Here is a 24,507-nt window from a genome sequence, read left to right as displayed (position 1 = left end):
AGAAAACATCCTGGACTTTGGTAGACGTTCTGGTTCGTCCTAAGAAAGCTTAATTTTAGTTTTTAACTAAATTAAACTTTTGAAAAGCCCCGGCCTTTTGGTCGGGGCTTTTGCGTTTGGGGCGGTCAGGCTATTTTTGGGGTCGTCTGAATAGAATGACTATCCATGAATGTGCGTCACCACCAAAACCCCCTAAGAAAACATCCTGGACTTTGGTAGACGTTCTGGTTCGTCCTAAGAAAGCTTAATTTTAATTTCTAACTAAATTAAACTTTTGAAAAGCCCCGGCCTTTTGGCTGGGGCTTTTGCGTTTAAGGCGCTTAGAATATGGAAAGCGTCGTCTGAATAAAGCGATGCCCCATGATGTGCGTCACCGCCAAAATCCCCAAGAAAACATCTTGGACTTTGGTAGGAAGCTAGTTTCACCTATTGACACTTGGTTGGCTTTTGTTTTTATTGCTATACTCTGGAGTACCCACTTTAGTTACTGATTCATAACTTAAGCACTAAAGGAGTAAGTATCATTCTCACCATTCACCGCCTGCTGAGCTTCAGAACAATCTAAGTAAACATTGAACTGAATTGTTGATAAGGAATTTGGGGCTTCTATGCTAACAAAATACAGTACTGAACTGGTAAGTTTCATGTTGATTGGACTGTACCTGATTCTGATTGGTTCATCTTCCGTGCTAATGTCGCTGTGGATAATATCAGTGCCATTATTTCTTCTTGTTATTAACCTGATCAATCATTATCAGGAGTCTCGTATCAGTTTTCGCCAGCAAATGGTGAATGGGATTGTTCATTTTTTGATGTTATTGACAACATTAGGGTTTTATTTCGATATAGGCCAGATTGCTACCGGGAGTTCAACGTCTGCTTTATTGCTCGTCGTTTTGCCTCTGTATTGTGTGGCTGCTGCAACTTTTGCGGTAGGGATTCATTGGCTATATAGCCGTTTTGTGAGCAGCCACTAGAAAATAAGAGGATTGTCTGTGGAGCAAGGTGACTGCACAAAATCCAGTGCTCACTTAATGTTCATCTTTAACTGAATGAGACTTTTAAAAAGCCCCAGCCTTTGGTCGGGGCTTTTGCGTTTGGGGCGCTCAGAACATGTAAAGGGTCGCCTGAATAAAGCGATGCTTCATGAATGTGCCTCACCACCAACCCCCCTAAGAAAACACCTTGGACTTTGGTAGACGTTTTGGTCTGTTATCAGTGGCCAATCAAGACCGAGTAATGTTATTAAAACCAGTAGGTTAAAACCTCTAATCTGAGCTTTTGAGCGTACTTGTTGCAATATGTTCCGCAAACTTTGTCAATCAGAGCAATACTCTACTATATTGTTTTTATAGAAAATCTTTTGATTTCAGCAAGGTAATTTATGAAGCTCAAGCAACTCTTGGTACTTTCCCTGATTACAGCAACGATATTGCCTCTGCTTATCGTTACCCTTGTTTTCGCGACCACGATCAGCACCTTTTTAACTGAGAAGGTTGAGCAGTCCGAAATACCCACCGTACTCAAACAAATAAAATATGCGGTTGAGCTTGATATCTATTCGTCCATTGCGCCATCAAGAGCGCTGGCAAAGAGCGAGTTTATCAAAGCCTGGATGGCGAATGGGGAAGCCCCAGCCGATCTTGGCATGATCGTTCGGGAGCTGGGCTCAGTAAAGCGTGTGAACAATAGCAATACTGCGTTTATTGTTTCTGCTGTTAGCAGGAATTACTACACACCCGCGGGTATTGTAAGGAAAGTGGAGGCTGATAAAGAGCCGTGGCTGGATATTTTTATCAATTCCGGTGCTGAATATGAAATTTCGATTGATGTAGACAAGTCGTCCACCGAAGCGACCGCTTTTATCAATTATGTCATTGAAGACAAAGGCCGCAGAGTTGGTTTGGCGGGAGTAGGTCAGTCTCTGGGCGCCATGACGGAGTTGATAAGCTCATATAAAATTGGTGAATCTGGTATCGTCTTTTTAGTGGACGCCGACAACACGATCCAAATCCACCCTAACAGATCCGCCGTGGGTAGCAAGGTTAACATTGCGGCTCTGGCAGGCAATGTGGTGACGGATGAAGTCAATGATAGGGCCGTCGTGCGCTCGGCAATAAAGCTGGACTCATTAGACTGGTATGTGGTTGTGGAAATCCCTGAGGAGGAAATGTTCTCAGCAATCCATACTGCAATTATGACAAACATTGTAATTGGCTTTGTGATTGCTGTGATAGGTCTGTTTGGTGCAAACCTACTCGCGAATCGGATATTTAAGCCAATAGAAGTGATCTCAGATGCGGTAACAGAACTGTCTGGTAAAGGCGGGGATCTCACTGCGCGCCTGAGAGTTGAGCAAAACAATGAAGTGGGCTCTCTTGGAAAACAGATTGATATCTTTTTGGATCAATTGCACGAGATGTTTAAAAGCGTATCTGAGACGGCAAAGCATGTCGAAGGCACGGCCGCTGAGGTATATCAGAATGTAAAGCATGTCCATGGCCTCTCTGAACAACAATCATCCAGTACAGACTCGGTTGCGGCAGCGGTTGAGCAGATGAATATGACGGTCTCTGATATATCAAATAACGCGCAGGACGCTTCGCAAGTGGCGTCGGATACCGAAGGCAATGCCCAGGTAAGCCTCAAGATTGTTTCAGATACCATAGGGCATATGGCCGAGCTGGAGTCGATAATGCGTAATTCTGTGCTCTCTGTTAATCAACTCTCAAAAGAAATTGAATCAATCTCAGGAGTTCTGGAGGTGATCAGAGGGGTTTCTGAGCAAACCAACCTGTTAGCCCTCAATGCGGCTATAGAGGCGGCACGGGCGGGTGAACAGGGGCGTGGTTTTGCGGTAGTAGCAGATGAAGTACGTAATCTGGCGAAGCGGACCGCAGAGTCGACGGAAGAAATCAATGGCATGATCAACTCCCTGAATGCCACTGCAACCGAAACAGTGAACACCATCACGCATGGCAGTGACGGGACCCACAAAACATCTCAGCTCTTATCCGAATGTGGTAAATCGTTGAGAGAGATCTCTGAGCACATAGTCAGGCTATCAGAAATGAATATTCAAATAGCCACAGCAACTAAAGAGCAATCAGCAGCAACCAGAGATATCAGCCAGAATGTCACGGTTATCTCAGATACGGCCAGGCAGACAAAAACGGCTATGGAACAGACCTATCAGTTTTGCAATGACTTAGATAGTGAGGCTAAGTCCCTCTCAGGCACTATAGGTAAGTTCAGACTGTAGAGAAAAAGTGGCTGCGCAGCATTGTGCTACTCCAGCCATTATTACGCTCAAATCACTCGTGAAAACCGGGTGTTTTTGAGCTGTTGCTGCAGGTAGGCATCAAAGCACATGCAAATGATACGAATAAACAGGTTGCCTCTGGCCGTGACTTCTATGCGTTGCTCGCTAAGCTCAACCAACCCATCGTCTGCCAGTGGCTGGAGCGCAATCAGGGCATCTGCGAAATAGTCATCAAAGTCGATGTCGTATTCCGCGGCAAAGGTCACTTTATCCAGTTCAAAGTGACAGATCAGCTGTTTGATGGCCGCAGCGCGAATTTCATCGTCCCGAGTGAGTTGCACGCCCTTATGAATGGCACTCTGACGCTCAGTCACAGCCTGATAGTAAGGTTTCAGGTCTTTTTCATTTTGTAAAATGGCATTGCCAATCTGTGATATAGACGACACGCCCAGACCGAGTAAGTCGCAGTTACCATGGGTGGTATAGCCCTGGAAATTGCGGTGCAGGTGATTGTGCCGCTGTGCCACAGCCAGTTCGTCATCGGTTTTTGCAAAATGGTCCATGCCAATAAACTGATACCCTGCGGCGGTCATCTGTTCCAGCGTTTGCTTAAAGATAGCCAGCTTTTCTTTTGGGCCCGGCATATCGGCATCTTTGAGTTTGCGCTGGGCGGCGAACCTGTCTGGCAGGTGGGCATAGTTAAATACCGACACCCGATCAGGACCTAACTCAATCAGCTGCGCTATGGTGTCACGATAGGACTCGACGTTCTGATGAGGCAGGCCGTAGATCATGTCCATATTAATGGACTTAAATCCCAGTTCGCGGGCCTGTTTCAGTAGTGCCAGCACTTCTTCAATCTGTTGCGGGCGATTGACCGCAGCCTGTACCTGATCGTTAAAATCCTGCACCCCGAATGAGACCCGATTAAAGCCGAGCGTTTTCAACGCTGGCAGCATGTCGTCGGCCAGTGATCTGGGGTCAATTTCAATGCCGCGCTGGGCATCCGCCGTAAAAGTGAAATGCTGTTCTAACATAGTGACAAGGCGCGTCATTTGCGCCGTGGTCAGAAAGGTCGGTGTGCCACCTCCCAAATGCAATTGCTCAACCTGATATGCTTTGAACAAAGGGGCCTGAGCGGCGATTTCCAGCTCCAGATGGTCGAGATAGACATCCGCTTTAGACTGGTGACGGGTGATGATCTTATTACACCCACAGTAATAGCAAAGCTGATGGCAAAACGGAATATGAATGTATAACGACAGCGCACGGGTGTCTGAGTGGGTGATGGCATCAACCAGATCGGCCTGTGAGTAACCCGACTCCAGCGACAGGGCCGTTGGATAAGACGTATATCTGGGGCCCGAGATATTGTACTTGTTGATAAGGGAATCATCCCACTGAGGTAATTTAATCACGATCGCACTCTCTTTGCTATTGAGGGGCTCAGTGTAAGCAAAGTTGCGCTTTGGGGCGTTGATCTAAAGCAAAAGGAGGTGCGGGTGGGGCTGAAATACCCGCACACTGCTCAGGTATTAAGTGAAATAGGCATTACAGCCTAAACTGATCGACCAGGGTATTGAGCTCTCTGGCAACCTGACTCAGTGCTTTGGCGTCCTGAGAAACCTGTAGCGCGCCTTGCGCAGTTTCAGCGGCACTCTCACTGATGTTGGTGACACTTTCTGAGATTTGCAGAGACACCGTATTTTGCTCTTCAGATGCACTGGCAATTTGCAGGTTCATGTCGCGAATGGTACTGATTGAGCTGCAAATGGCCTGTAAGGTCGCACCGGCATGCTCGGTTTGCTCTGCTGAATGCTCCGCGTGGTCGACATTACGATGCATATGCTCCACCGAACGCTTGGCTTCACTTTGCAAGCGCGAAATCATTGCCTGGATCTCTTCGGTACTTTGCTGGGTGCGGCTGGCCAGGCTGCGCACTTCATCGGCCACCACGGCAAATCCACGGCCTTGCTCGCCTGCCCGGGCAGCTTCAATGGCGGCGTTTAACGCCAGCAAATTGGTTTGATCGGCAATGCTGCGGATCACGTCCAAAATGGACCCGACTGATTCCGTCTCGTTTTCTAGCTGGGTAATGGCTTCACTGACCTGTTGAATACTGCCAACCAGCTCACTCATGGCTTCGCGGGAGGCCTGTACCACCTGGATCCCAGTCTGGGATTGTTGATCTGCTTCAGTGGCTGCATCGGCGGCAAGCTGGGCGCTTTGGGTGATCTCCTGTACGGTCGCGCTCATTTGCTGCATGGCGGTGGCGCTTTGGGTTAACTGGTCCTGCTGCTGGTCAGTCTCACTTTTGGTTTGCTCGGTGACGGTGATCATGGTGCCTGAGGTATCATTGAGTGTGGCTGTTGCTGATTTTATCTTGCCCACAATATCGCGCAGGGTTGTGGTCATTTCAGACATAGCCCGATAGATGCCAGTGGTATTGCCGGTAGAAAATTGATAACTGAGGTCACCCTTGGCAATGGCTTTGGCCAGGGCTTCTATGTCTCTGGGCTCACCCCCGATGGGGTCGCGTAGTAACTTACTGACATACCAGCTTAAGAATATGCCTGCAAAGACAACAAATACCGAGACAATTGACACCCACATCACGGCTTGCTCACTGGCTTGCTGTGCCCTGGGTCCCAGTTCGTCCTGGCGCGCTTTGATGTCCAGTTTAATGTCCTCGAGGGTGTTGGCCACCTTGGGACCCAGTACGTTGAGGCGCTGTTCAATCAGTTGGTTGCGCTGTGAAATCGTTTGGTTCACCGCTTTGACACCCGCCAGATAGTCCAGTTTATGTTGTAAAAATCGGGCCAGCATTTCCTGTGCTGGCTGCCAGGCAAAGGCATCGGCCTGTTCATCGAGTAAAGTTGCCAACTTGCTGAATTCAGTCACAGCACGCTGATAATCGTCACTGGCGTTGGTGACTAAAAACTTAGTCACGAATAATCGTCCCAGCATCAGAGTTTCTTCCAGCTTGGCGGCAGCATACAAGGCCGTGCTGTCATCGCGTTGATAGGCATTGTCTACGATATCGCTCAGTAAGGTCCGCATCTTGGCCCCATTTACATCCAGCTGATTCGTCACAATATCATCGCGCCGGGCGTAAAGTTGCACGATTTGCTCGAAGGCGACCCGGTATTGCTGCACTTCATCGGCACTGGTGCTGAGCTGAGCACGATACTGTGGGTCATCTATGCTGTTTTGCGCCTGGTCCATTAAGTCACTCAGTAAAGCAAACCTTTCGTTGAACCCTGCTATATTGGCTGCATTTTGCTCCTTGAGGTACTTTAGGGCATTGAGGCGTACCATCAACAGATTGGCCTGAACACGGCCTTCCAGGTTGGCATTACGTGCCAGGGTACGATAATCGACGAAGTTGCTGTAGCCCGAGCTCAGACCCAAATAGGCAACCAGCGAAATCACTGCCATCAGCGTAATGAGCGCACCAAATGAATACGCAAGCATTTGCGTTAGTTTGAGGTTTTTAAACATAATTAAGCACGATATTGCAAAGAGTCACCCTATAAGTGATCGTCTGCAACTGTGCATTAGTCAAGTTTTGGCAATGGGTAAGTCGTGATAGAAGCGGGCAAAAAAGTGCTAGCCCGGCATTCGGGCTAGCGACGTATTACTACAGTTTGAACTGATTTACGGTATTGTTCAGGGCTTTAGCCAGACTGTTCAAATCTCGGGCCTCATCTGCCAGTAAATGGGCATGGTTGGCAGTACTGTTCACCAGATCGTTAATGGCATTAAGGCTGTTATTAATGTCTTCAGCCACGACGGTCTGCTCTTCCGTTGAGGTTGCAATCTGATGACTCTGATCTTGTACTGTGCTGACGGATTCAGTGATGTTACGCAGTGCGTCCAGCACTTCCTGAGTTTGTCCAACGGAGCCTTCGGCTCGCTCCTGGCCTTGTTGCATCATGACCGAAGCCTGCTGAGCAATCTGTTGCAGGCGAGAGATCATATTGCGGATATCGTCGGTCGACTCTTGTGTACGACTTGCCAGACTGCGAACTTCGTCAGCAACCACCGCGAAACCACGGCCCTGTTCACCGGCACGAGCAGCCTCAATGGCGGCGTTTAAGGCAAGCAGGTTGGTCTGCTCTGCAATGCCATTGATAACGTCAATCACGGCGCCAATGTTACTGGTTTCCTGTTCCAGGCCGGCTACAACTTTGGCTGCTTCTCCGATGTGGCTGGCAAGCTCGGTCATAACTTCCTGTGCCTGGCCAGAGCGGGAAGCACCATCATTGGTCATGCTCTGTACCAGATCCGCTGCACGATTGGTTTCATGGGCATTGCGGGAAATCTCCGTCACCGTGGCAGCCATTTCTGTCACTGCGGCGCTGACACTGTCAACTTGCTCTTTCTCTTGCTGGATCTCGTTGTTGGTGTTGGTAGAGACGTCTTGCAATTGCGCAGCGGCACCGCTGAGTTGTTGTGCCTGTGCAGCCGTGTCCAGCATCATGCTGCGCAGCTTGTCGATAAAGGTGTTCATATGATGTGCCAGCTGGCCGACTTCATCCTGGCTGTTGATGTCGATACGGCGGGTCAGGTCACCTTCACCAGAGGCGATATCACGCATGGTATTGGTCAGCGTTGTGATCGGCGCTGCAATCATTTGCGTCGCCCATAATATCATCGCAACGATGATGGCGAGAATGATGATCACGGCCGTGACGGTACTCATTACGGCATCGTTAACAGGCTCTTCAATCAGACTTACAGGAATAAGGATGCCCAGATGCCAGTCGAGGATAGGTTTATCCAGCTTCACATTGTTGAAGACCACATAGTAGTCCACACCTTTTAGGGTGACCTTAGCAGCTCCAGCACCTTCTGAGCGCATCGCTCGATTCAGCTCAGCAAAACCTTGTGTATCGGCAAACTGACGCTCCAGTGCTTCCAGACCTTCTTTGCCATTTGGGCCCTCATCGGTGATAGACAGCTGATGACCTGTCCGTTTGGACAGGTGGACCACTTTATAGTTATGGTCCAGTAAAAAGCCATAGCCCTGGCCATCGAACTGGATCTGCTCGACCAGCTCACTGATTTTATTAATCTGCAGATCTACGCCACCCACGGCAACGAGCTCGCGTTGTGCATTATAGACCGGCTGCTGCACCACCGCTGAGACTGCACCGGTATTAATATCAACTGATACCGCACCAACGTATAACCCTCCGTGGCTTAACGCGTCCTGCCACCAGGGACGTTTATATGAGTAATAAGGACGGCCGTCAGCATAATTTGACGTACGTTCGTTTTCTTTGAAATATTCGCCTGTTTTTGCTGATGCCATAAAGGCCGAGAGGATATTCTCATCACTGGCAGAGATACGAATAAAATCTTGATTTACTTCCTGATAGCCCAGATCTGCGCTGAGTGGTTTTTCTCGTTCAGTATATTCATTAAACCAGTTCACATTGTGCGGATTGGTCACGAAAGTTTCTACAATTGCACCATATCGGGTAAAGAAAGACTCCATGGATAGTTTTTCAGCATACAAATGGCTTTGGGCTTCACGCTCAATGCCTTCTCTGGAGAGGTGTGCAATGTGGTTAACAAAATACCCAGACGCAACAACCAGCAAAATGGAGATGGTACCGCCAATTAACAGCAGGATTTTTTTTCGAAGAGATAAATTTACTAACATGCGTTTTTTCTTTTTCTAGGGATCAGGCAAGCTTTAATCAAACCATATCTCACCCCAGAAGGCTACAATTTACGGCGATTGATTGATAACACTTGGCGAATAATCTTTACATCAATAATCGGCAATGGGGACAGATACTTTAACTTTTAGCAATAAATCAGCCATTTTTCTTACTTGCTATACCAAACCATGATGTTGCCACAGTGCTATTGGCTGGTGCATCATGCGGGCAATGCTTAAAACCACAGGAAAAAAACATGTTCAATAGACTCGTTGTCGCTGGCGCTGGCTGGCTGGGTATGCCGACGGCAGAGGCTGCTGCTCGTGCTGGCTGGCAAGTGCAGGCAACCCGCCGACAGCCACATGATGATGCGTTATCGAGGCAGCTGGTACATGATGGTGACGCCCTGATACACGATGTATCTTTGCAACAGGCGTTCTGGTTGTGCGCCATGCCGCCGGGGACTCGTCGCGAGGACAGTAATTACTTGCTTACGCTGGAGGCGACACTGGCTTTGGCGAGTGAACTCGACATGCAGGGGTTTTTGCTGTGCTCCAGTACCGGCGTGTATGCTGAAGCAGATGGTGTGTATACCGAGCGTGGGGCACTGGCAGCGATGGACTCTCAGCGCCAGCGTGTTTTACAACAGGCTGAACAGCTGGTGTTGGAGCGTGGTGGAAAAGTTCTGAGATTAGCGGGGTTAGTCGGACCTGGGCGAGAGCCCGGACAGTTTATTGCCGGGAAAGCGCTGCGCAGTGCCAGTCAGGAGCGTGTCAATATGGTCCACCGGGATGATGTGGTTTCAGCCATCATGACGGTACTCACAAACTGGCCCAAGGCTCAGTCAGTGTACAATGTGTGCGCGCCCGAGCACCCTGTTAAGCAAACCTACTATCAGGCGCACTGCGAGCGTTCAGGCACAACCCCACCGAGTTTTGCCAATGATGGCAGTAAAGAGCGGATCATTGACGGCGCCATGATTGGCGAACTGGGGTTCACCTATCAGCATGCCATCTGACCCTGTTTACTTTTTAAATGTCAGATGACCACCCAGACGGTACTTACTGCCCGGTGAGATGAGCCGGGCAAAGCTGACAATACCTCCTTGCGACCAGGTTCTGCGGATCAGCTGCAGGCAGGGCTCTTCATGAAACATATTTAACCACTGACAAATGTCGGGCCCGGGCATGATCGCTTCAACGGTGTGGCGAGCTTCCGTAAGCGGTGCAATCTGTATCAGATATTCGTGTGGCGTGATCTGAGTGAAATCTTGTTGCAGATAATCCGGCGCCAGCTGAGGGTTGACGAAGCGCTCCTCAACCTGCAAGGGCTGTTCATTATCATGGTGTACCAGCACGCTACGGTAGACCTGACTGTCCATGTCGACACCCAGTGCAATGGCGATGGGGGCAATGGCTGCGATGGACTCCAATGACAGCACAACACAGGTGTAATTGCCTCCACGCTCTTTTACCTCATCGGCGATGTTACGGATCTCCAGTAGGGAAGATTGTGACTTAAACTTAGCAACAAAGGTGCCCAAACCCTGGCTGCGGGTGAGTATGCCTGCATCGGTCAGTTCACTGAGCGCGCGCCTGGCGGTCATACGGCTGACTCTGAATTGTGCCGACAGCGCATTTTCTGAGGGAACTTGCTGATCCTCTTGCCAGCTACCACTGCGGATCTGGGCAATAATATGTTGTTTTATCTGAGCGAATTTAGGTTGCGTTGTCACAGTCTCGTGCCATGGTTAGTAAAGGAAAGTCTACTCTGCGTTAGAGAGAGTAAACATAGTCAGCTAATAAACATGGCACACCTCTATTGTATATACAAGTATTCTTGCTACACTCAAATCAGCAATTTAGTGATGAGGATTTGAGTGGTGATGGAAGTAGATTTAGTGGTCCTGGATGTCAATCTGGCAACGATGGACCCGGATATTGAGCGCCCTTATGGGGCGATTGAAAATGGCGCCATCATGGTCAAAGATGGTGTGATCTGCTGGCTTGGCGAGCAGGCTCAGTTACCAGAATTTGATACGGTATCAACACCCACCATTTCGGCAAAGGGCGCGTGGATGACACCGGGCCTGATAGACTGCCACACCCATATTTTATTTGCCGGCTCACGGGCTCAAGAATTTGAACAACGCCTCAATGGAGTGTCATATCAAGAAATCGCGCAGCAGGGGGGCGGCATTGCGACCACCATGAAAGCCACCCGTGCGGCGGATCATGAACAGTTGTTTGTGGTTGGTAAAGAGCGACTTAATGCACTGCTCAGAGAAGGGGTGACCACAGTTGAGAGTAAATCCGGGTATGGCTTGGATTGCGAAAGCGAAATCAAGCTGCTTGAAGTCAACCGCATGCTGGATGAACACCATCCTGTCAGTGTACAAAGCACTTTTCTGGGGGCGCATGCATTACCACCGGAATATCGGGATGACGCCGATGGCTACATTGAACTGGTTTGCGAGCAAATGCTGCCGCAGGTCGCTGAGCGTTCGCTGGCTGATGCGGTCGACGCATTTTGTGAAAATGTCGGTTTCAGTAATGAACAAACACGTCGCGTGTTTGCCAAAGCCACTGAGCTGGGCATCAAAGTGAAATGTCATGCCGAGCAGCTGTCCAATCAGCATGGCACTGAGCTGGTAGCGGAATTTAACGGCCTGTCTGCGGATCATATTGAGTACCTTGATGAAGCGGGCGTTAAGGCGATGGCCAAAGCGGGGACTGTGGGTGTGGTATTGCCGGGGGCTTTTTATTTCCTGCGTGAAACACAGTTACCACCGATTGAGCTGATGCGTCAGCATAATGTCCCGATTGCGCTTGCCAGTGATTTTAACCCGGGCACCGCGCCATTATGTTCTTTGCGTCTTATGTTGAACATGGCATGTACCTTGTTCCGTATGACGCCTGAAGAAGCTCTGCTCGGTGTCACTCGCCATGGAGCGAAGGCGTTGGGGCTGTCAGATCGTGGGAGTCTGAAAGTGGGTATGCGCGCTGATATGGTGCTGTGGCAGGTCGGCCACCCGGCTGAACTGAGCTATCAGTTTGGCGTAAATGATCTGTTAAATACCTGGATTTCGGGTAAACTTGTGCAATAGTATGAATTTCGCAATGGTCTGTCGATGACAAAAAGTGCGCTGCTAAAACATGGTAATATAAGTATGACCTTGCTTCTGGTCCTGTTCGCTCCGGTGGTGTCGGCAGCTACCTTCTGGCAAGTCTCAGGCCCACAGTCACCTTTGCTGGTGGCGTTTGTAGCCGGGACCTTACTCAGTGCCAGTGTTGCAGCCATTATCGTCAGTCAGCAGCCATTGCACCGGTTATTGTATGCCACCACAACCGCAGTGGTGTTGGCATACCTCGCCAATACGACACACTATTTTTCTTACCTGCTGGCACCGCTGCTGGTGTTACATGTCTGGCTGGCGCTGCGATCAGAACAGCTGAGATTTCAGGTGGTCACCTGTCTCAGTGCCTGTGGCGCCGCATTGGCATTGGCTGGCGTACTTTATTGGCAGCTAACACCGGGTTTACTGGTCGCCGCTTTATTACCGATGTTTCTGGCCGAACTGATGTTAGCAAGAATGCCTCAGGTGCAGGTGCAACAGGCAGGTAACGAGGAAAGTAAAACGGCTGACATTCTGGAGCTGCCCGACAGGGCTGGCTTTCGCAGTGCATTTTATGACTTCCGGCAGCGAGACCCCAGTGCAGCTATGTTAGTCATGATCCGCCTTGAAGGATTTCAGCAGGTGAATTTTCACCTTGGCCGGGAGTTTGGCGATCTGTTACTGGCTCAGTCGGCCAACCGCATAAAACAACATTTACAGCATCCGGACGTGATGCCCGTCCCCCTGGGGAATGATGTATCCCGGCTGGCGCATTTGGGCGGGTTGCACTTTGTATTTGTCTGTAGTCTGGTTAATCAGCACCACCTGCATGAGCAGATGATCAACGAAATTATTGAAAGTACGTTGAAACCCTTCAATGTAGGTAATTGCACGATAGAGGTGAAGGCACGTGCCAGCTATGTGAATTGTGACGAAGAACAAGGACAATTCGAAAACCTGTTAACCTGCGCATTTTTGGCACTGGATAGTCAGCCAGACAGCCCCATTGCACCTTACCAGCAACAAATGCAAATTAATCGACTGGAGCAGCAGGCTCGCCTGGCCGAACTGGCACATATTGACTTCAGAAAAGAACTGGAACTGTATTTTCAACCTGTTGTGCGCAATGAAGACGGTGATATTGAATTTCTTGAGTTGCTGTTGCGTTGGCAACATCCCAAACAGGGAATTCTGGCAGCGGGCAAGTTCATCGAGGACATCCGTATAGCGGGTCTGGCATTACCCGTTGCGCAGTATGTGATTGAGCGTGCAGCTGAGATTGCGTTAGCGCTGCGTGTTGAAGGAATTTCAATGCCTCTGAGTCTGAACCTGTTTGGTCCGGAAATGCTGCATGAAGAATTCATAGAGTTTATTGATCACGTTCTGCTCGAGCATCAGTTAAAGCCAGGGGATCTCATCATTGAATGTCCGTCCAGTTTATTTACCAGCCTTGACCCCCAGGGGATCGCGATGGTGTCGCGGTTACGTTCAATAGGAATACGTCTGTGTATCGATAGTTTCGGGGAAACGCCGGTTACTTTGTCGAAGCTACCTCAGCTGACCGTTGACTACGTTAAGCTGGGCCGTTCACTCACTCTGGACCATGGTAATCAGGGATCGTTCAAAAGTGTGGTGCGTGGCATAGTTGAAATGCAGCAGATCCAGGCATGTAAAGTGATCTGTGAAGGCGTTGAGTCACCAGAGCAACTCCAGTTTGTGAAAAGCCTGAATACCTTTGCAGCGCAGGGCTACTATTTTGCCAGACCTTTGAGTAGTGTTGGCATGATCAGCTGGCTGAAGCAGTGGCGTTGGGAGCATCCGGAAGATGCCTCTGTTTCGCCTCAGCCAGACTCACATTAAACGCCTGCCTTGCGCGCCTGTAAGTAGCTACATACCAAAGAGGCCAATACCTGGCCGGCATCACTGATCCCTTGTTGCAGCCCTTGAGGATGATGTTCAGGTGCAGCTTCGCATAAATGCAGATAACGGGCGTTGTCCTGACTGGCGGCCAGGTGAACAAAGTGCTCGGCGTCATTAGCTGTAAATCCACAGTTTGTGTAGGCGCTAACTGGCATGCCAGAAATGGCATCGACATCGACCTCGACGCCCAGTGGTGCACGTTCGGCAAAGCGACGCAATCCGGTATTACAGGCTTCAGTCAGGGTTAGCTTGCGGCGCACCAGGATATCCTGATAACTGCTGTAACTGAATCCAGCCTGATCTAATGCACTGATAATGGTATGGTTGTTCTTCTGTTCATGCATACCGACGACATGATAGTCCGCCAGATAACCCTGCTCATACGCATAGCTAAAGCCATTACCAGAGTGACGTCCCTCAAGCGCACGAAAATCAGCATGCGGGTCGAAGTTAATAGCGTGACACGCTTGCTGTGTACTTTGCGCCAGTGCCTGCAACAGGCCAAAACAGTTGTTGTGGCCACCACCAATCACTATGGGCGTGAGTCCGGCATCAAAGATGGCTTTCATCACAATGCTGACACGCTCATCTAGTTGAGCATTTAAGGTACGTAATTGCGCGAGCTGCTGCGCATCTCGGTTGTCCAGATCGGCCCCTTGCTGCTGCAAGTCGTCACATCTGACTTCCCCTAGCAGTAAGACATCATCCGGAGTCAGAAAACGATTGCTGGGTAAGTTCAGGAATCGTTGCAAAAATGCCTGCCATCCCAGGTGTGCGCCACCCCGGCCACAGTTTGCCCGGGGACCTAAATCTTCGTTGATGGCAACCAGCACATACTTAATGCCAAATTGCGCCGCATCGCGCAGAGCCTGAGTTAAGTCCTCTTTGGGTTGCAGGAATGACAGGGTTTGCCAAAAGCGTTGCTCATTTTCTCGGGTGTGACTAAACGCGGTGATGTCCGCTTCGCTGTAGATATGAAGCCAGTGGTTACTCATAATATTGGTCGATCAATGGGGTTAAACAGGGCAAAGGCAGGCTTTGCCCGAATGAATTAATAAAAGGCTATGCTATTCGCTCTGCTCGTCGTCGACTTCCAGCAGTAGCTCTTCCGCAGAAATAATAATGCCCGTTGCATCGGCATACAGGAAATCATCGTCGTAAAAAGATACGCCAGCGAAGTTCACGGGGATGCCTTGTTCACCACTGCCATGGCTGTCGGCTGCGACAGGGATGGATGCAATGGCCTGAATTCCGATGTCGCACTCTTCCAGTTCTTCAACGTGCCGAACTGCGCCATAGACGATAATACCCTGCCAGTTATTCTCGATTGCCAGTTCAGCAAGCTCGATATCAATGAGTGCGCGACGTGTGGAGCCCCCGCCATCAATTAAAAGTATCTGGCCAGTGCCATCTTGCTGTAGTGTCTGGTTAATCAGCTCATTATTCTCAAAGCACTTAAGCGTTTTAATACGGCCACTAAAGGCGCTTTGACCCCCAAAATTGATAAACATTGGCTCCAATACATCAACGGCATCGGCAAAATGGTCACATAAGTCGGAAGTGCTGTAATCCATACGGGCGTCCTCGAAAATAACTGAATTCAGAGCCCAGTATACTCCCATTACGTAGGTGCGCAATGCTTTGAATCAACATACATAATTGTGTCACAAAAATGTCGTGGCAGTGTTATTTAGCTCTTCTATGCTGAAATTGTGAACAAATGTAAGCATGAACTATGAAAACACAGATCATTAAACTCGATACGGCGCTGTATTTCGCCCTTTATAAACCCGAGTGTAAGCCCTGGTTCAAAATGGTGATGTTGGCACTGTCAAAAAGCGGAAACGGTGGACTATATGTGATCCTTGGCATCCTGAGTGCATTGTTTATGGGGGAGGTGGGCCAGCAGTTTGCGCTCTGTGCGGTGGTCGCATTTGCCATTGAACGGCCACTTTACCTTTACCTGAAAAACCGTATCGCACGGATCCGGCCCTGTGATTGCCTTGCTGTTAAGGCCATGCTTACACCAAGTGATAAATTTAGCATGCCCTCCGGACATAGCGCCGGTGCCTGGTTATACGCCACGTGTCTGATGGAGCCTTTTCCTGCACTGGCTTTGCCATTGATGATTTGGGCGTCCGGAGTGTCTTTGTCGAGAATTGTGGTTGGTGTGCACTATCCAATTGATGTCATTCTGGGCGCGATAATAGGTAGCGGTTGTGCTTTGCTGGCAATAGGAGTTGTAGGGGAATTATGAAGATTTTATATGGCGTACAAGGGACTGGCAACGGCCATATCACTCGTGCACGGGTGATGGCAGAGTGTTTTACCCGATTGGGGATCGACGTTGACTATGTATTCTCTGGTCGACCAGATGAGCGCTATTTTGATATGTCGGTGTTCGGTGAATATCAAACCCGGCGCGGGATCAGCTTTGCGACAAAGCATGGTCGATTAAATTATCAGGGCACGCTCCAGCAGTTGCGACTCGGTCGCTTCGTCAAAGATGTTCGGGCATTTGATATGCGCGGCTACGATATGGTCTTTAACGACTTTGAGCCGGTGACCGCCTGGGCGGCACGACGGGCAAAAGTCCCTGTGGTTGCAATGAGTCATCAAAGTGCCTTTTTATCACCCAATGTGCCTTTATTCGGTGGTAATTTTTTACTGCGCTCACTCATTCGCTGGTTTGCGCCGGCTGATATTCATCTAGGCGTGCACTGGCAACCCTTTGCAGAAAATATAGTACCCCCTTTTATTCCGTATCAGCCTGGTGACTTTGGTAATCAGTCGGTTGCCAATAAAGTGCTGGTCTATCTGCCATTTGAAGACTTGTCTCACATTGTTGAGCTGCTAAAAGATTTTCCTGATAAGGAATTTTATTGCTACCACCCGGATGCACACAACACCTCTATTAACCATATCCATCTGCGCTCGCCCTCGCGCGACGGCTTTATCCGTGATCTGGCCAATGCGTCCGGCGTTGTGGCAAATGCCGGGTTTGAGCTGTCCAGTGAAGCACTGAAGTTTGGTAAAAAATTGCTGTTGAAGCCTCTACAGGGACAATTTGAGCAGCAAAGCAATGCGATGACATTACAATCACTGGGGCTGGCCCAGGTAATGAATTATCTTAATTCCGAAGCCCTTGATGAGTGGCTCGAATCTCCCGCAGGGCAGCAGATCAATTTCCCAAGTGATGCAACACCGTTGGCGCTGTGGCTAACCAAGGGACAATGGGGCAATGTCAGTGAGCTACATGACACGCTCTGGCAAGCAGTGCTCAATAAAGCACCAAGGGCTGCTTAATTAATGTGCAAATAGTAATAAAGTCGTGCAAAAATGATAAATAGTGCGCGGCGATGCTGACGGAATAATCTATACTTATTGCAGGTCTTGTAATAATTGGGTAACCGTATGGCATTTCTGGAAAATCTGACCATTAAGCGGCGCTTGCAGTTGAATGCGCTGGTTGTGGGTGTGGCTTTAGTCGTTATGCTGGCAGTGATCATGATCGAAGCCAGTACCATGCGCAAGCTGAATGAAACCATTCAGTACGCGGAGGAGCTGGATATTCACGAGCTCTCTATGCGCAAACACGAGAAGAACTTTTTGTTCTATAAAGATACTGAGGCACTGGATTTATATGCCAAGGATTACAGCGAGCTGCAGCGTAAAGCTGCTCTACTGGACGAGATTTTTGCTGATTTCGGTATAGACGATAGCAATTTACGTGAGTTCGAGCGTCTGGCACAAACTTATGTGGACGACTTTAACAACGTCGTTGACTTGCAAAAAACCATCGGCCTGCATCCTAAAGATGGGCTGTATGGCGCGCTGCGTAGTGCCGTACATGAAGTCGAAACTATGCTAAAGCAGCAAGCACGCGACGATCTGTTGGTAAGCATGTTGATGCTCCGCCGGGCTGAAAAAGACTTTATGCTGCGACTGGATTTAAAATACCTCAAGAAGTTTGACGATCAAATCAGCAAATTTGAGGGGCAGGTTAAGTCGGCGGGTTTTGACGCCCAATATGAGCGTCAGATCCAGACCCTGATCAAGCAATATCAGACTCGCTTTAGAAATCTAGTGGATGCACAGACCAAGTTGGGTCTGGACCTTAACAGTGGCGCTCTCGGCAGCATGAAGCAAAGCGTGGAGCAAAGTGATGCGGTGGTGAGCCAGATTGTCAATCAGGCCAAACAAGAGGTTGCCGACAATGCCCGAACAGCGCAAATGGCCGCATTGGTCATTTTTGTGGTGGCATCCGTGTTGGTGATGATTTTGGTTTTATCGACTAGTCGGTCGATTATTGGTCCGGTTGAACGGGTTTATCAGACCATAGAGCGGATCCGCCGCGAAAACAATTTGCGTATTCCAATTGAACAGACGGGTAATGACGAAATTACCTTGATGACCAAAGACTTCAATAGTCTGATTGGCGACTTTAAAGAGCTGATTGGTGATGTGAACAGTGCGCTGGCGATCATTAATGATGCAACCCATCATTTGTCGGATACCACGGCACAGACCAGTGCCGGCATGACTGAGCAGCTTCATGAAGCCGATATGGTCGCAACGGCAGCAACCGAAATGCAGGCGACTATCCAGGATATCTCACACAATACCGAAGCGGCTGCGGAAAAAGCCGAGTCTACTAATAAGAATGCCCAGCTGGGTCGCACTGAGGTGACCTCAACCATAGAGCACATCATGCAGTTGTCTGAGTCTTTGGGTGGGGCATCGGATGTTGTGGGTCAGTTAGAGCGAGATGGTGAAACCATTGGCTCTGTCCTTGATGTGATCCGGGGTATTGCCGAGCAAACCAACCTGCTGGCGCTGAATGCGGCCATTGAAGCCGCCCGTGCCGGTGAGCAAGGTCGGGGCTTTGCGGTGGTGGCAGACGAAGTCCGCTCGCTGGCTCAGCGTACTCAGGATTCGACTCAGGAAATCGAAAGTATTATTTCTACTTTACAACAGCGTACCCGCGAAGTGGTCAATATTATGGAGCAGTGCCGTGAGCAGGGGAATGAAAGTGTGGCTCAGGCGGAGCGCGCAGGTGATTTACTGGGTATGATCACCGAAGATGTACAAACCATTATGGAAATGAGCACTCATATTGCTACTGCTATTGATGAGCAAAAACAGGTGGCATCTGAAGTGAACAAAAACGTGGTTAAGATCCGCGACATTGCGCAGGTGGCCTCTGAGCATGCCTGCAGTAATGCACAGAGCAGTGAAGAACTCTCAGAGCAAGCCCGTAACTTGTATGAATCGGTAGAAAAATATCAGGTATAACCCGCCAGGGTTTGAAAAAGAAAAGGCGACCTCGGTCGCCTTTTTTGTGTCTGGAATGCCCTCATGGCATAAACTTGATCGGCACATCGTGCCGTGCCGACACTCGCTGCTGATAGTCTTGCCACAGTGTCTCGTGTTGTTCGCACAGCTTTCTCAGATATTGCCAGCTGAACAACCCGGAGTTGTGGCCGTCATCAAATACCAGTCTGACTGCGTAATGGCCAACAGGCTCGATTTGACCAATGGCCACATCCTGCTTATTGAGTACCAGTTGTTGCTGACCGGGGCCATGCCCCTGCACCTCGGCTGAAGGCGAATGGACACGTAAAAACTCAGCGCTGAGCGAGTGAGTCAGGCCATCATCAAAGTACACATCGAGCAGGTTTTGCTGGGTGTGGTAATGTAGTTTGGTCACTTGATACATAGGCATAAAAAAGCCCGATCATTGATCGGGCAGGTATCCGTTAAAGAATAAAGCGGCTCAGGTCTTCGTCCTGGACCAGCATATCTAAATGTTTGTCGACATACGCGGCATCTATCGTCAGTGACTCGCCAGCTTTGTCGGAAGCGTCGAATGAAATTTCTTCCATCAGCTTTTCCATTACAGTATGCAGACGACGCGCACCAATGTTTTCTGTCTTTTCATTAACTTGCCAGGCAGCCTGAGCAATGCGTTCAATCGCATCATCATTGAATTCGATACTGACACTTTCTGTGTTCATCAGGGCCTGTTGCTGCTCTGTGAGCGATGCATGTGGCTCTGTCAGAATACGTTTAAAGTCTTTTGCAGTGAGGGCTTCCAATTCAACACGGATCGGCAAACGACCTTGCAGCTCAGGAATGAGATCAGAAGGCTTGGCCATCTGGAATGCACCTGAGGCAATAAATAAAATATGGTCCGTTTTAACCATGCCATGTTTCGTGCTGACTGTTGAGCCTTCGATAAGCGGAAGCAGGTCGCGCTGCACGCCTTCGCGGCTGACATCCGGGCCAGAGGCTTCGCCACGCTTACAGATCTTATCAATCTCATCGATGAACACGATACCATTTTGCTCAACGGCAAAAATCGCCTGCTCTTTGAGCTCCTCCGGATTGACCAGCTTGGCGGCTTCTTCTTCAATCAACAGCTTGAAGGCTTCTTTGATCTTCAGTTTACGGCTTTTCTTTTTGTCGCCCGATAGATTCTGGAACATGCCTTGTAACTGATTGGTCATCTCTTCCATGCCCGGCGGCGCCATGATCTCGACCTGAGGCGCTGTTTCAGCGATGTCGATGTCGATCTCTTTGTCATCCAATTGGCCTTCACGTAGCTTTTTACGGAACACCTGACGCGTAGAGCTGTTATCGCTTTGCTGAGTTTCCCCCCAGGCGTCTTTCGCTGGTGGTAGCAGAGCATCCAAAATGCGCTCTTCCGCAGCTTCTTCAGCGCGGTGTTTGTGCTTTTTGGTTTGCTGCTCGCGCGTCATTTTGAAAGAGACTTCCACCAAATCACGGATAATGGTTTCGACCTCTTTACCGACATAGCCTACCTCGGTGAACTTGGTGGCTTCAACTTTGATAAATGGCGCGTTCGCCAGTTTAGCCAGACGACGGGCGATCTCGGTTTTACCTACGCCAGTTGGACCAATCATCAGGATGTTTTTTGGTGTAACTTCGCTGCGCAACTCTTCAGGGAGCTGCATACGACGCCAGCGGTTTCTCAGTGCGATGGCGACGGCTTTTTTAGCTTTGTCCTGACCTATAATATGTTGGTCAAGCTCATGGACGATTTCTCTGGGGGTCATTGCTGTCATGGCAATTCCTATTACAATTCTTCGATGGTTTGGAAATTGTTGGTAAAGACGCAGATGTCGCCTGCGATTTTAAGGCTCTTTTCCACAATTTCACGGGCACTCAGGTCGGTGTTTTCAATCAGCGCAGTGGCTGCGGCCTGGGCAAAGTTACCGCCACTGCCTATGGCTATCAGGTCGTGCTCAGGTTGTACTACGTCGCCATTGCCTGTGATGATCAATGACGCAGTTTCATCGGCAACAGCCAGCAGTGCCTCTAATTTGCGTAGCGCTCTGTCGGTACGCCAGTCTTTTGCCATTTCAACGGCCGCGCGGGTCAGGTGACCCTGGTGCATTTCCAGTTTGGTTTCAAAGCGTTCAAACAGGGTGAACGCGTCGGCAGTGCCACCGGCAAAGCCTGCTAGTACTTTACCGTTGTACAGGCGACGCACTTTTTTAGCGTTGCCTTTCATTACCGTATTGCCAAGAGAGACCTGGCCATCTCCGCCAATTACGACTTTGTCGCCTCGGCGAACACTCACGATAGTTGTCATAGTATTCCTTAATCAGGAGGCTTAAGCCTCACCTGTAAATTCAATTAGGGTAGAGATAGGGACGATTTTGCGAAGATCAAGTCCACTTCCAAATCCCACAGCTGACGATGTTAATCCGTTCCAGCTTATTTTTGTCGCTCTCAGCGCCTCGTTTGGTTTCATAGGGACCCAGACGCACCCGATACCAGACCCCATTTGATCCTTCGGTGCGGCGGATCTCGGCTATCAGGCCAGCAAACGCCATTTTGGCCTTCATTTGTTCAGCCTGTTTATAGGTTCTGAAAGAGCCGCATTGCATCTGGTATGGGCCTTTGCTCTCCAGCTTTTTCACCTCGACGATCACTTCATGATCTTTGATATCCTTTATAAAGTCAGGTGGGCGAGGGAGATCTTTTTCTACTTTGGGTTGCTCAGCTTGTTTTGCAGGCTTAGGGCTGCTTGGCTGTACCTGAGGCTCGCCGTGGTGCTTGATGTACCACAGGCCATAACCAAAGGCACCGACCAGCAACAGTGTCAGGGCCGCAAAAACCTTTGGAAAGGGTTTGCTGGCCTTTCCTTTGGCGGCTTTTTTACCGCCAGGCTTCTTATTTATATAGTCGTGTTGTGCCATAACGTTTTTTTAATAGGTATCCATAGGGTCAACGTCAATACTCCAGCGCACCCGGTTGGCAAGCTTATGCTGACCAATATAATCAGCCAGTTGCGCCAGGTATTGATGCAGTACTTTGCGCTGCGCTGCCTGAATATGCAATTGATATCGGTATTTTCCGGCCAGGCGTTCCATCGGCGCGGGGATCGGTCCGAGTAATTGTATACCAGGGTAGGGGGTGGCTGGAACCAGATCCGATAAAAACGCCATGACCAGTTGTGCGTTGGTGGCTTCTGCACGGATCAGAGCCATGTGACTGTAAGGTGGCATGTGGGTTTCTTCGCGTTCACGTAAAGCATAGCGGGCAAAGTCCTGATACCCGTTGTTGACCAAATCTTGTAATAAAGGGTGTTCCGGGAAGTGAGTTTGCAGCAGCACAGTGCCTGCTTCGCCGCTACGTCCGGCCCGCCCAGCCACTTGTGTTATCAGCTGAGCCATGTGTTCCGTGGCACGGAAGTCGCAAGAATACAGCCCGCTGTCTACGTCGAGGATCACTACCAGATTGACGTCGGCGAAGTGATGACCTTTGGCGAGCATTTGAGTGCCGATCAGCAGTCGTGCTCCTCCCTGGTTAATTTCATCCAGTGCACTTTCGAGACTGCCCTTGCGACGGGTAGAATCGCGGTCAATGCGGTGCACAGGAAAGTCGGCAAACTGCTCGGATAAGAACTCTTCCAGCTGCTCTGTGCCATACCCTGTTGGCATGATCTGGGTGCTGCCGCAGTCGGGACATTGCACGGGCACAAAAGCTTGCTCGGAGCAGTGGTGACAAATGAGCCTGCGCAACGATTTGTGATAAGTGGCGCTGGTGCTGCAGCGATCGCAGTTGCTGAGCCAGCCACATTCATGGCAGATCAGGGTGGGGGCAAAGCCTCGCCTGTTGAGAAACACCATGACCTGCTGCCCTCGAGCCAGGGTGGCGGAAATGGCATCCAGACTGGCTTTGGCAAATCCGGCCTGGTCAGCTTGTCCTTTCATATCGACCAGCACAAACCGGTTATCTTGTTGGGTTTGTGCCCGCTTAGTCAGTGGCAGCAATTGATAACGGTTCTGCAAGGCTTTGTGTAAGGTCTCCAGCGCTGGTGTTGCGGTGCCTAAAACCAAAGAAAACTGACCCTGAGCGGCGCGGTAAGCGGCCAGATCGCGCGCATGGTAACGTAGTCCATCCTGCTGCTTGAAGGAGCCATCATGTTCTTCATCAACCACTATCATACCCAGAGCCTGAAAAGGCAGAAAGATGGCTGAGCGGGTGCCTATCACCAGTGCCGATTCACCCTGTTCAGCGCGACGCCAGGTATGCAAGCGCTCATTGTCTGTCAGATTGGAGTGCCACAGATCAATGGGCAGCCCCTCAAAGCGGCGCTTAAAGCGATTCACGGTTTGTGGTGTCAGGCCTATTTCTGGTACCAGCACCAATGCTTGTTTGCCGCTGGCTAAAATGGCCTCCAGACTTTGTAAATACACTTCTGTTTTACCACTGCCCGTGACACCTTCAAGTAAAAATGTACGAAATCCGGTTTGACTGTTGATGGCACTGCAAGCCGTGGCCTGTTCAGGGTTTAGCCTGGGTTTAGTGCCCAGTTGCAATGGGGTCGATTGCCAGTCGGTGTCGGTGCGCAGTTCTTCCCGGATCAGATTTTTTTCGAGCAGTGCTTTGATCTGTGCCTGCGAGAAGCCGAGTGTTTTCAGTTCACTGGCGGTCGCATCACCGGCGCTGCGCAGTTGCTCAAGCAAGGCAAGTTGCTTTTTGGCCCTGAGTTGTGTGGTTTCACGTCCTGTCTCAGTGAGGGTCACTACAGGGACTTGCGTTTTATCAACCTGCTCTCCCTCGCGCAATGCACCAGGCAGGGCGGTGAACAGGGTTTCGCCTAACGGGTGGCAGTAATATTGTGCACTGAAGCGCAAAAAACCAAGGTGCTCGGGCGACAAGATAGGCGTGGTATCGATTACCGACTCAATGGCTTTTATTTTGTCTTGTGGTACATCACTGTGATTTTTCAGTGCGACAACGACGGCAATGCAGGCTCTGTTGGCGAATTTGATCCGCACCCGGCCTCCGACGCAAGGCTGCTGTTGCGGATCAAGGCGGTAATCAAAGGTTCTATGTAAAGGCACTTTTAAAGCGACTTCGGCGAAGCGCATGGAGACTCCGGCATCTGAGTATCAAAGTTAAGGATAGCTGTCTGATTGTGGTTAAACATGCAATCAGAACCGGCGGTCAGTATACCGTAACAGCGTAAAATTGCATGTGTATGCTGACACAGCGTGCTT

The 24,507-nt window shown here is 49.8% G+C and carries 19 protein-coding genes; 8 read left to right on the top strand and 11 right to left on the bottom strand.

From position 1 onward, the window contains the following. The first annotated feature begins 644 nt into the window (after positions 1 to 644). A complete protein-coding gene (locus ACXAH1_RS19495; RefSeq protein ID WP_475198885.1) occupies positions 645 to 977 on the top strand; it encodes a hypothetical protein in 333 nt (110 codons plus the stop codon). Positions 978 to 1,384: 407 nt separating this feature from the next. Further along, a complete protein-coding gene (locus ACXAH1_RS19490; RefSeq protein WP_475198884.1) occupies positions 1,385 to 3,262 on the top strand; it encodes a methyl-accepting chemotaxis protein in 1,878 nt (625 codons plus the stop codon). A 47-nt stretch (positions 3,263 to 3,309) separates the two neighbouring features. On the opposite strand, the gene hemN is transcribed toward ACXAH1_RS19490, so the two are convergent. The 3 genes from hemN to ACXAH1_RS19475 form a co-directional block, all read right to left on the bottom strand. Next, on the bottom strand, positions 3,310 to 4,680 hold the full coding sequence (gene hemN, locus ACXAH1_RS19485) for an oxygen-independent coproporphyrinogen III oxidase (protein ID WP_475198882.1): 1,371 nt from the start codon (positions 4,678 to 4,680) through the stop codon (positions 3,310 to 3,312). Positions 4,681 to 4,813: 133 nt separating this feature from the next. Then, positions 4,814 to 6,763: a HAMP domain-containing methyl-accepting chemotaxis protein gene (locus tag ACXAH1_RS19480; protein ID WP_475198881.1), complete on the bottom strand. Its 1,950-nt coding sequence runs from the start codon at positions 6,761 to 6,763 to the stop codon at positions 4,814 to 4,816. Between the two features lie 139 nt (positions 6,764 to 6,902). Next, a complete protein-coding gene (locus ACXAH1_RS19475) occupies positions 6,903 to 8,933 on the bottom strand; it encodes a methyl-accepting chemotaxis protein (RefSeq protein WP_253048723.1) in 2,031 nt (676 codons plus the stop codon). Between the two features lie 257 nt (positions 8,934 to 9,190). Between ACXAH1_RS19475 and ACXAH1_RS19470 the strand changes: the two genes are divergently transcribed. Then, on the top strand, positions 9,191 to 9,952 hold the full coding sequence (locus tag ACXAH1_RS19470; protein WP_475198879.1) for a Rossmann-fold NAD(P)-binding domain-containing protein: 762 nt from the start codon (positions 9,191 to 9,193) through the stop codon (positions 9,950 to 9,952). Positions 9,953 to 9,958: 6 nt separating this feature from the next. Here the strand turns inward: ACXAH1_RS19470 and hutC are convergent, their stop codons facing one another. Then, a complete protein-coding gene (hutC, locus tag ACXAH1_RS19465) occupies positions 9,959 to 10,669 on the bottom strand; it encodes a histidine utilization repressor (RefSeq protein ID WP_475198877.1) in 711 nt (236 codons plus the stop codon). Positions 10,670 to 10,819: 150 nt separating this feature from the next. On the opposite strand from hutC, the gene hutI reads away from it, so the two are divergent. Next, complete coding sequence (gene hutI / locus ACXAH1_RS19460) at positions 10,820 to 12,040, top strand: imidazolonepropionase (RefSeq protein WP_475198875.1); 1,221 nt, start codon at positions 10,820 to 10,822, stop codon at positions 12,038 to 12,040. A 24-nt stretch (positions 12,041 to 12,064) separates the two neighbouring features. Further along, positions 12,065 to 13,909, top strand: a complete 1,845-nt coding sequence (locus tag ACXAH1_RS19455) for an EAL domain-containing protein (protein ID WP_475198874.1) — start codon at positions 12,065 to 12,067, stop codon at positions 13,907 to 13,909. On the opposite strand, the gene ACXAH1_RS19450 is transcribed toward ACXAH1_RS19455, so the two are convergent. Next, positions 13,906 to 14,964 carry a formimidoylglutamase gene (locus ACXAH1_RS19450; protein ID WP_475198873.1) on the bottom strand — a complete coding sequence of 353 codons (1,059 nt, stop codon included), beginning with the start codon at positions 14,962 to 14,964 and terminating at the stop codon, positions 13,906 to 13,908. The genes ACXAH1_RS19455 and ACXAH1_RS19450 overlap by 4 nt on opposite strands. Positions 14,965 to 15,036: 72 nt before the next feature. Then, positions 15,037 to 15,543 carry a ribonuclease E activity regulator RraA gene (rraA, locus tag ACXAH1_RS19445; protein WP_253048714.1) on the bottom strand — a complete coding sequence of 169 codons (507 nt, stop codon included), beginning with the start codon at positions 15,541 to 15,543 and terminating at the stop codon, positions 15,037 to 15,039. Positions 15,544 to 15,704: 161 nt separating this feature from the next. On the opposite strand from rraA, the gene ACXAH1_RS19440 reads away from it, so the two are divergent. The 3 genes from ACXAH1_RS19440 (at position 15,705) to ACXAH1_RS19430 (ending at position 19,264) form a co-directional block, all read left to right on the top strand. Continuing rightward, a complete protein-coding gene (locus tag ACXAH1_RS19440) occupies positions 15,705 to 16,226 on the top strand; it encodes a phosphatase PAP2 family protein (RefSeq protein ID WP_138545863.1) in 522 nt (173 codons plus the stop codon). Next, a complete protein-coding gene (locus ACXAH1_RS19435) occupies positions 16,223 to 17,275 on the top strand; it encodes an MJ1255/VC2487 family glycosyltransferase (RefSeq protein ID WP_475198869.1) in 1,053 nt (350 codons plus the stop codon). Before ACXAH1_RS19440 ends, ACXAH1_RS19435 begins: the two co-directional genes overlap by 4 nt. Before the next feature lie 108 nt (positions 17,276 to 17,383). Then, the gene (locus tag ACXAH1_RS19430) at positions 17,384 to 19,264 is read left to right on the top strand and encodes a methyl-accepting chemotaxis protein (protein ID WP_475198868.1); all 1,881 of its coding nucleotides are present in this window, start codon (positions 17,384 to 17,386) and stop codon (positions 19,262 to 19,264) included. A 61-nt stretch (positions 19,265 to 19,325) separates the two neighbouring features. On the opposite strand, the gene ACXAH1_RS19425 is transcribed toward ACXAH1_RS19430, so the two are convergent. From ACXAH1_RS19425 to priA, 5 genes are all read right to left on the bottom strand, one after another. Beyond that, complete coding sequence (locus ACXAH1_RS19425; protein ID WP_475198892.1) at positions 19,326 to 19,688, bottom strand: gamma-butyrobetaine hydroxylase family protein; 363 nt, start codon at positions 19,686 to 19,688, stop codon at positions 19,326 to 19,328. Positions 19,689 to 19,728: 40 nt separating this feature from the next. Further along, entirely contained in the window at positions 19,729 to 21,057 is a 1,329-nt protein-coding gene (gene hslU, locus ACXAH1_RS19420) for an HslU--HslV peptidase ATPase subunit (protein ID WP_138545866.1), read from the bottom strand. A gap of 11 nt (positions 21,058 to 21,068) precedes the next feature. After that, positions 21,069 to 21,587 carry an ATP-dependent protease subunit HslV gene (hslV, locus tag ACXAH1_RS19415; protein WP_010386191.1) on the bottom strand — a complete coding sequence of 173 codons (519 nt, stop codon included), beginning with the start codon at positions 21,585 to 21,587 and terminating at the stop codon, positions 21,069 to 21,071. A gap of 76 nt (positions 21,588 to 21,663) precedes the next feature. Next, positions 21,664 to 22,197 carry an SPOR domain-containing protein gene (locus tag ACXAH1_RS19410; RefSeq protein WP_475198866.1) on the bottom strand — a complete coding sequence of 178 codons (534 nt, stop codon included), beginning with the start codon at positions 22,195 to 22,197 and terminating at the stop codon, positions 21,664 to 21,666. 9 nt (positions 22,198 to 22,206) lie between these two features. Further along, positions 22,207 to 24,378 carry a primosomal protein N' gene (gene priA, locus ACXAH1_RS19405; protein WP_475198864.1) on the bottom strand — a complete coding sequence of 724 codons (2,172 nt, stop codon included), beginning with the start codon at positions 24,376 to 24,378 and terminating at the stop codon, positions 22,207 to 22,209. Positions 24,379 to 24,507 lie beyond the last annotated feature (129 nt).

Source organism: Pseudoalteromonas sp. AWH4_217 (genome assembly GCF_056161105.1).
Note: the sequence above shows the minus strand (reverse complement) of the source record. Positions and strands in the feature narration are given on the sequence as shown.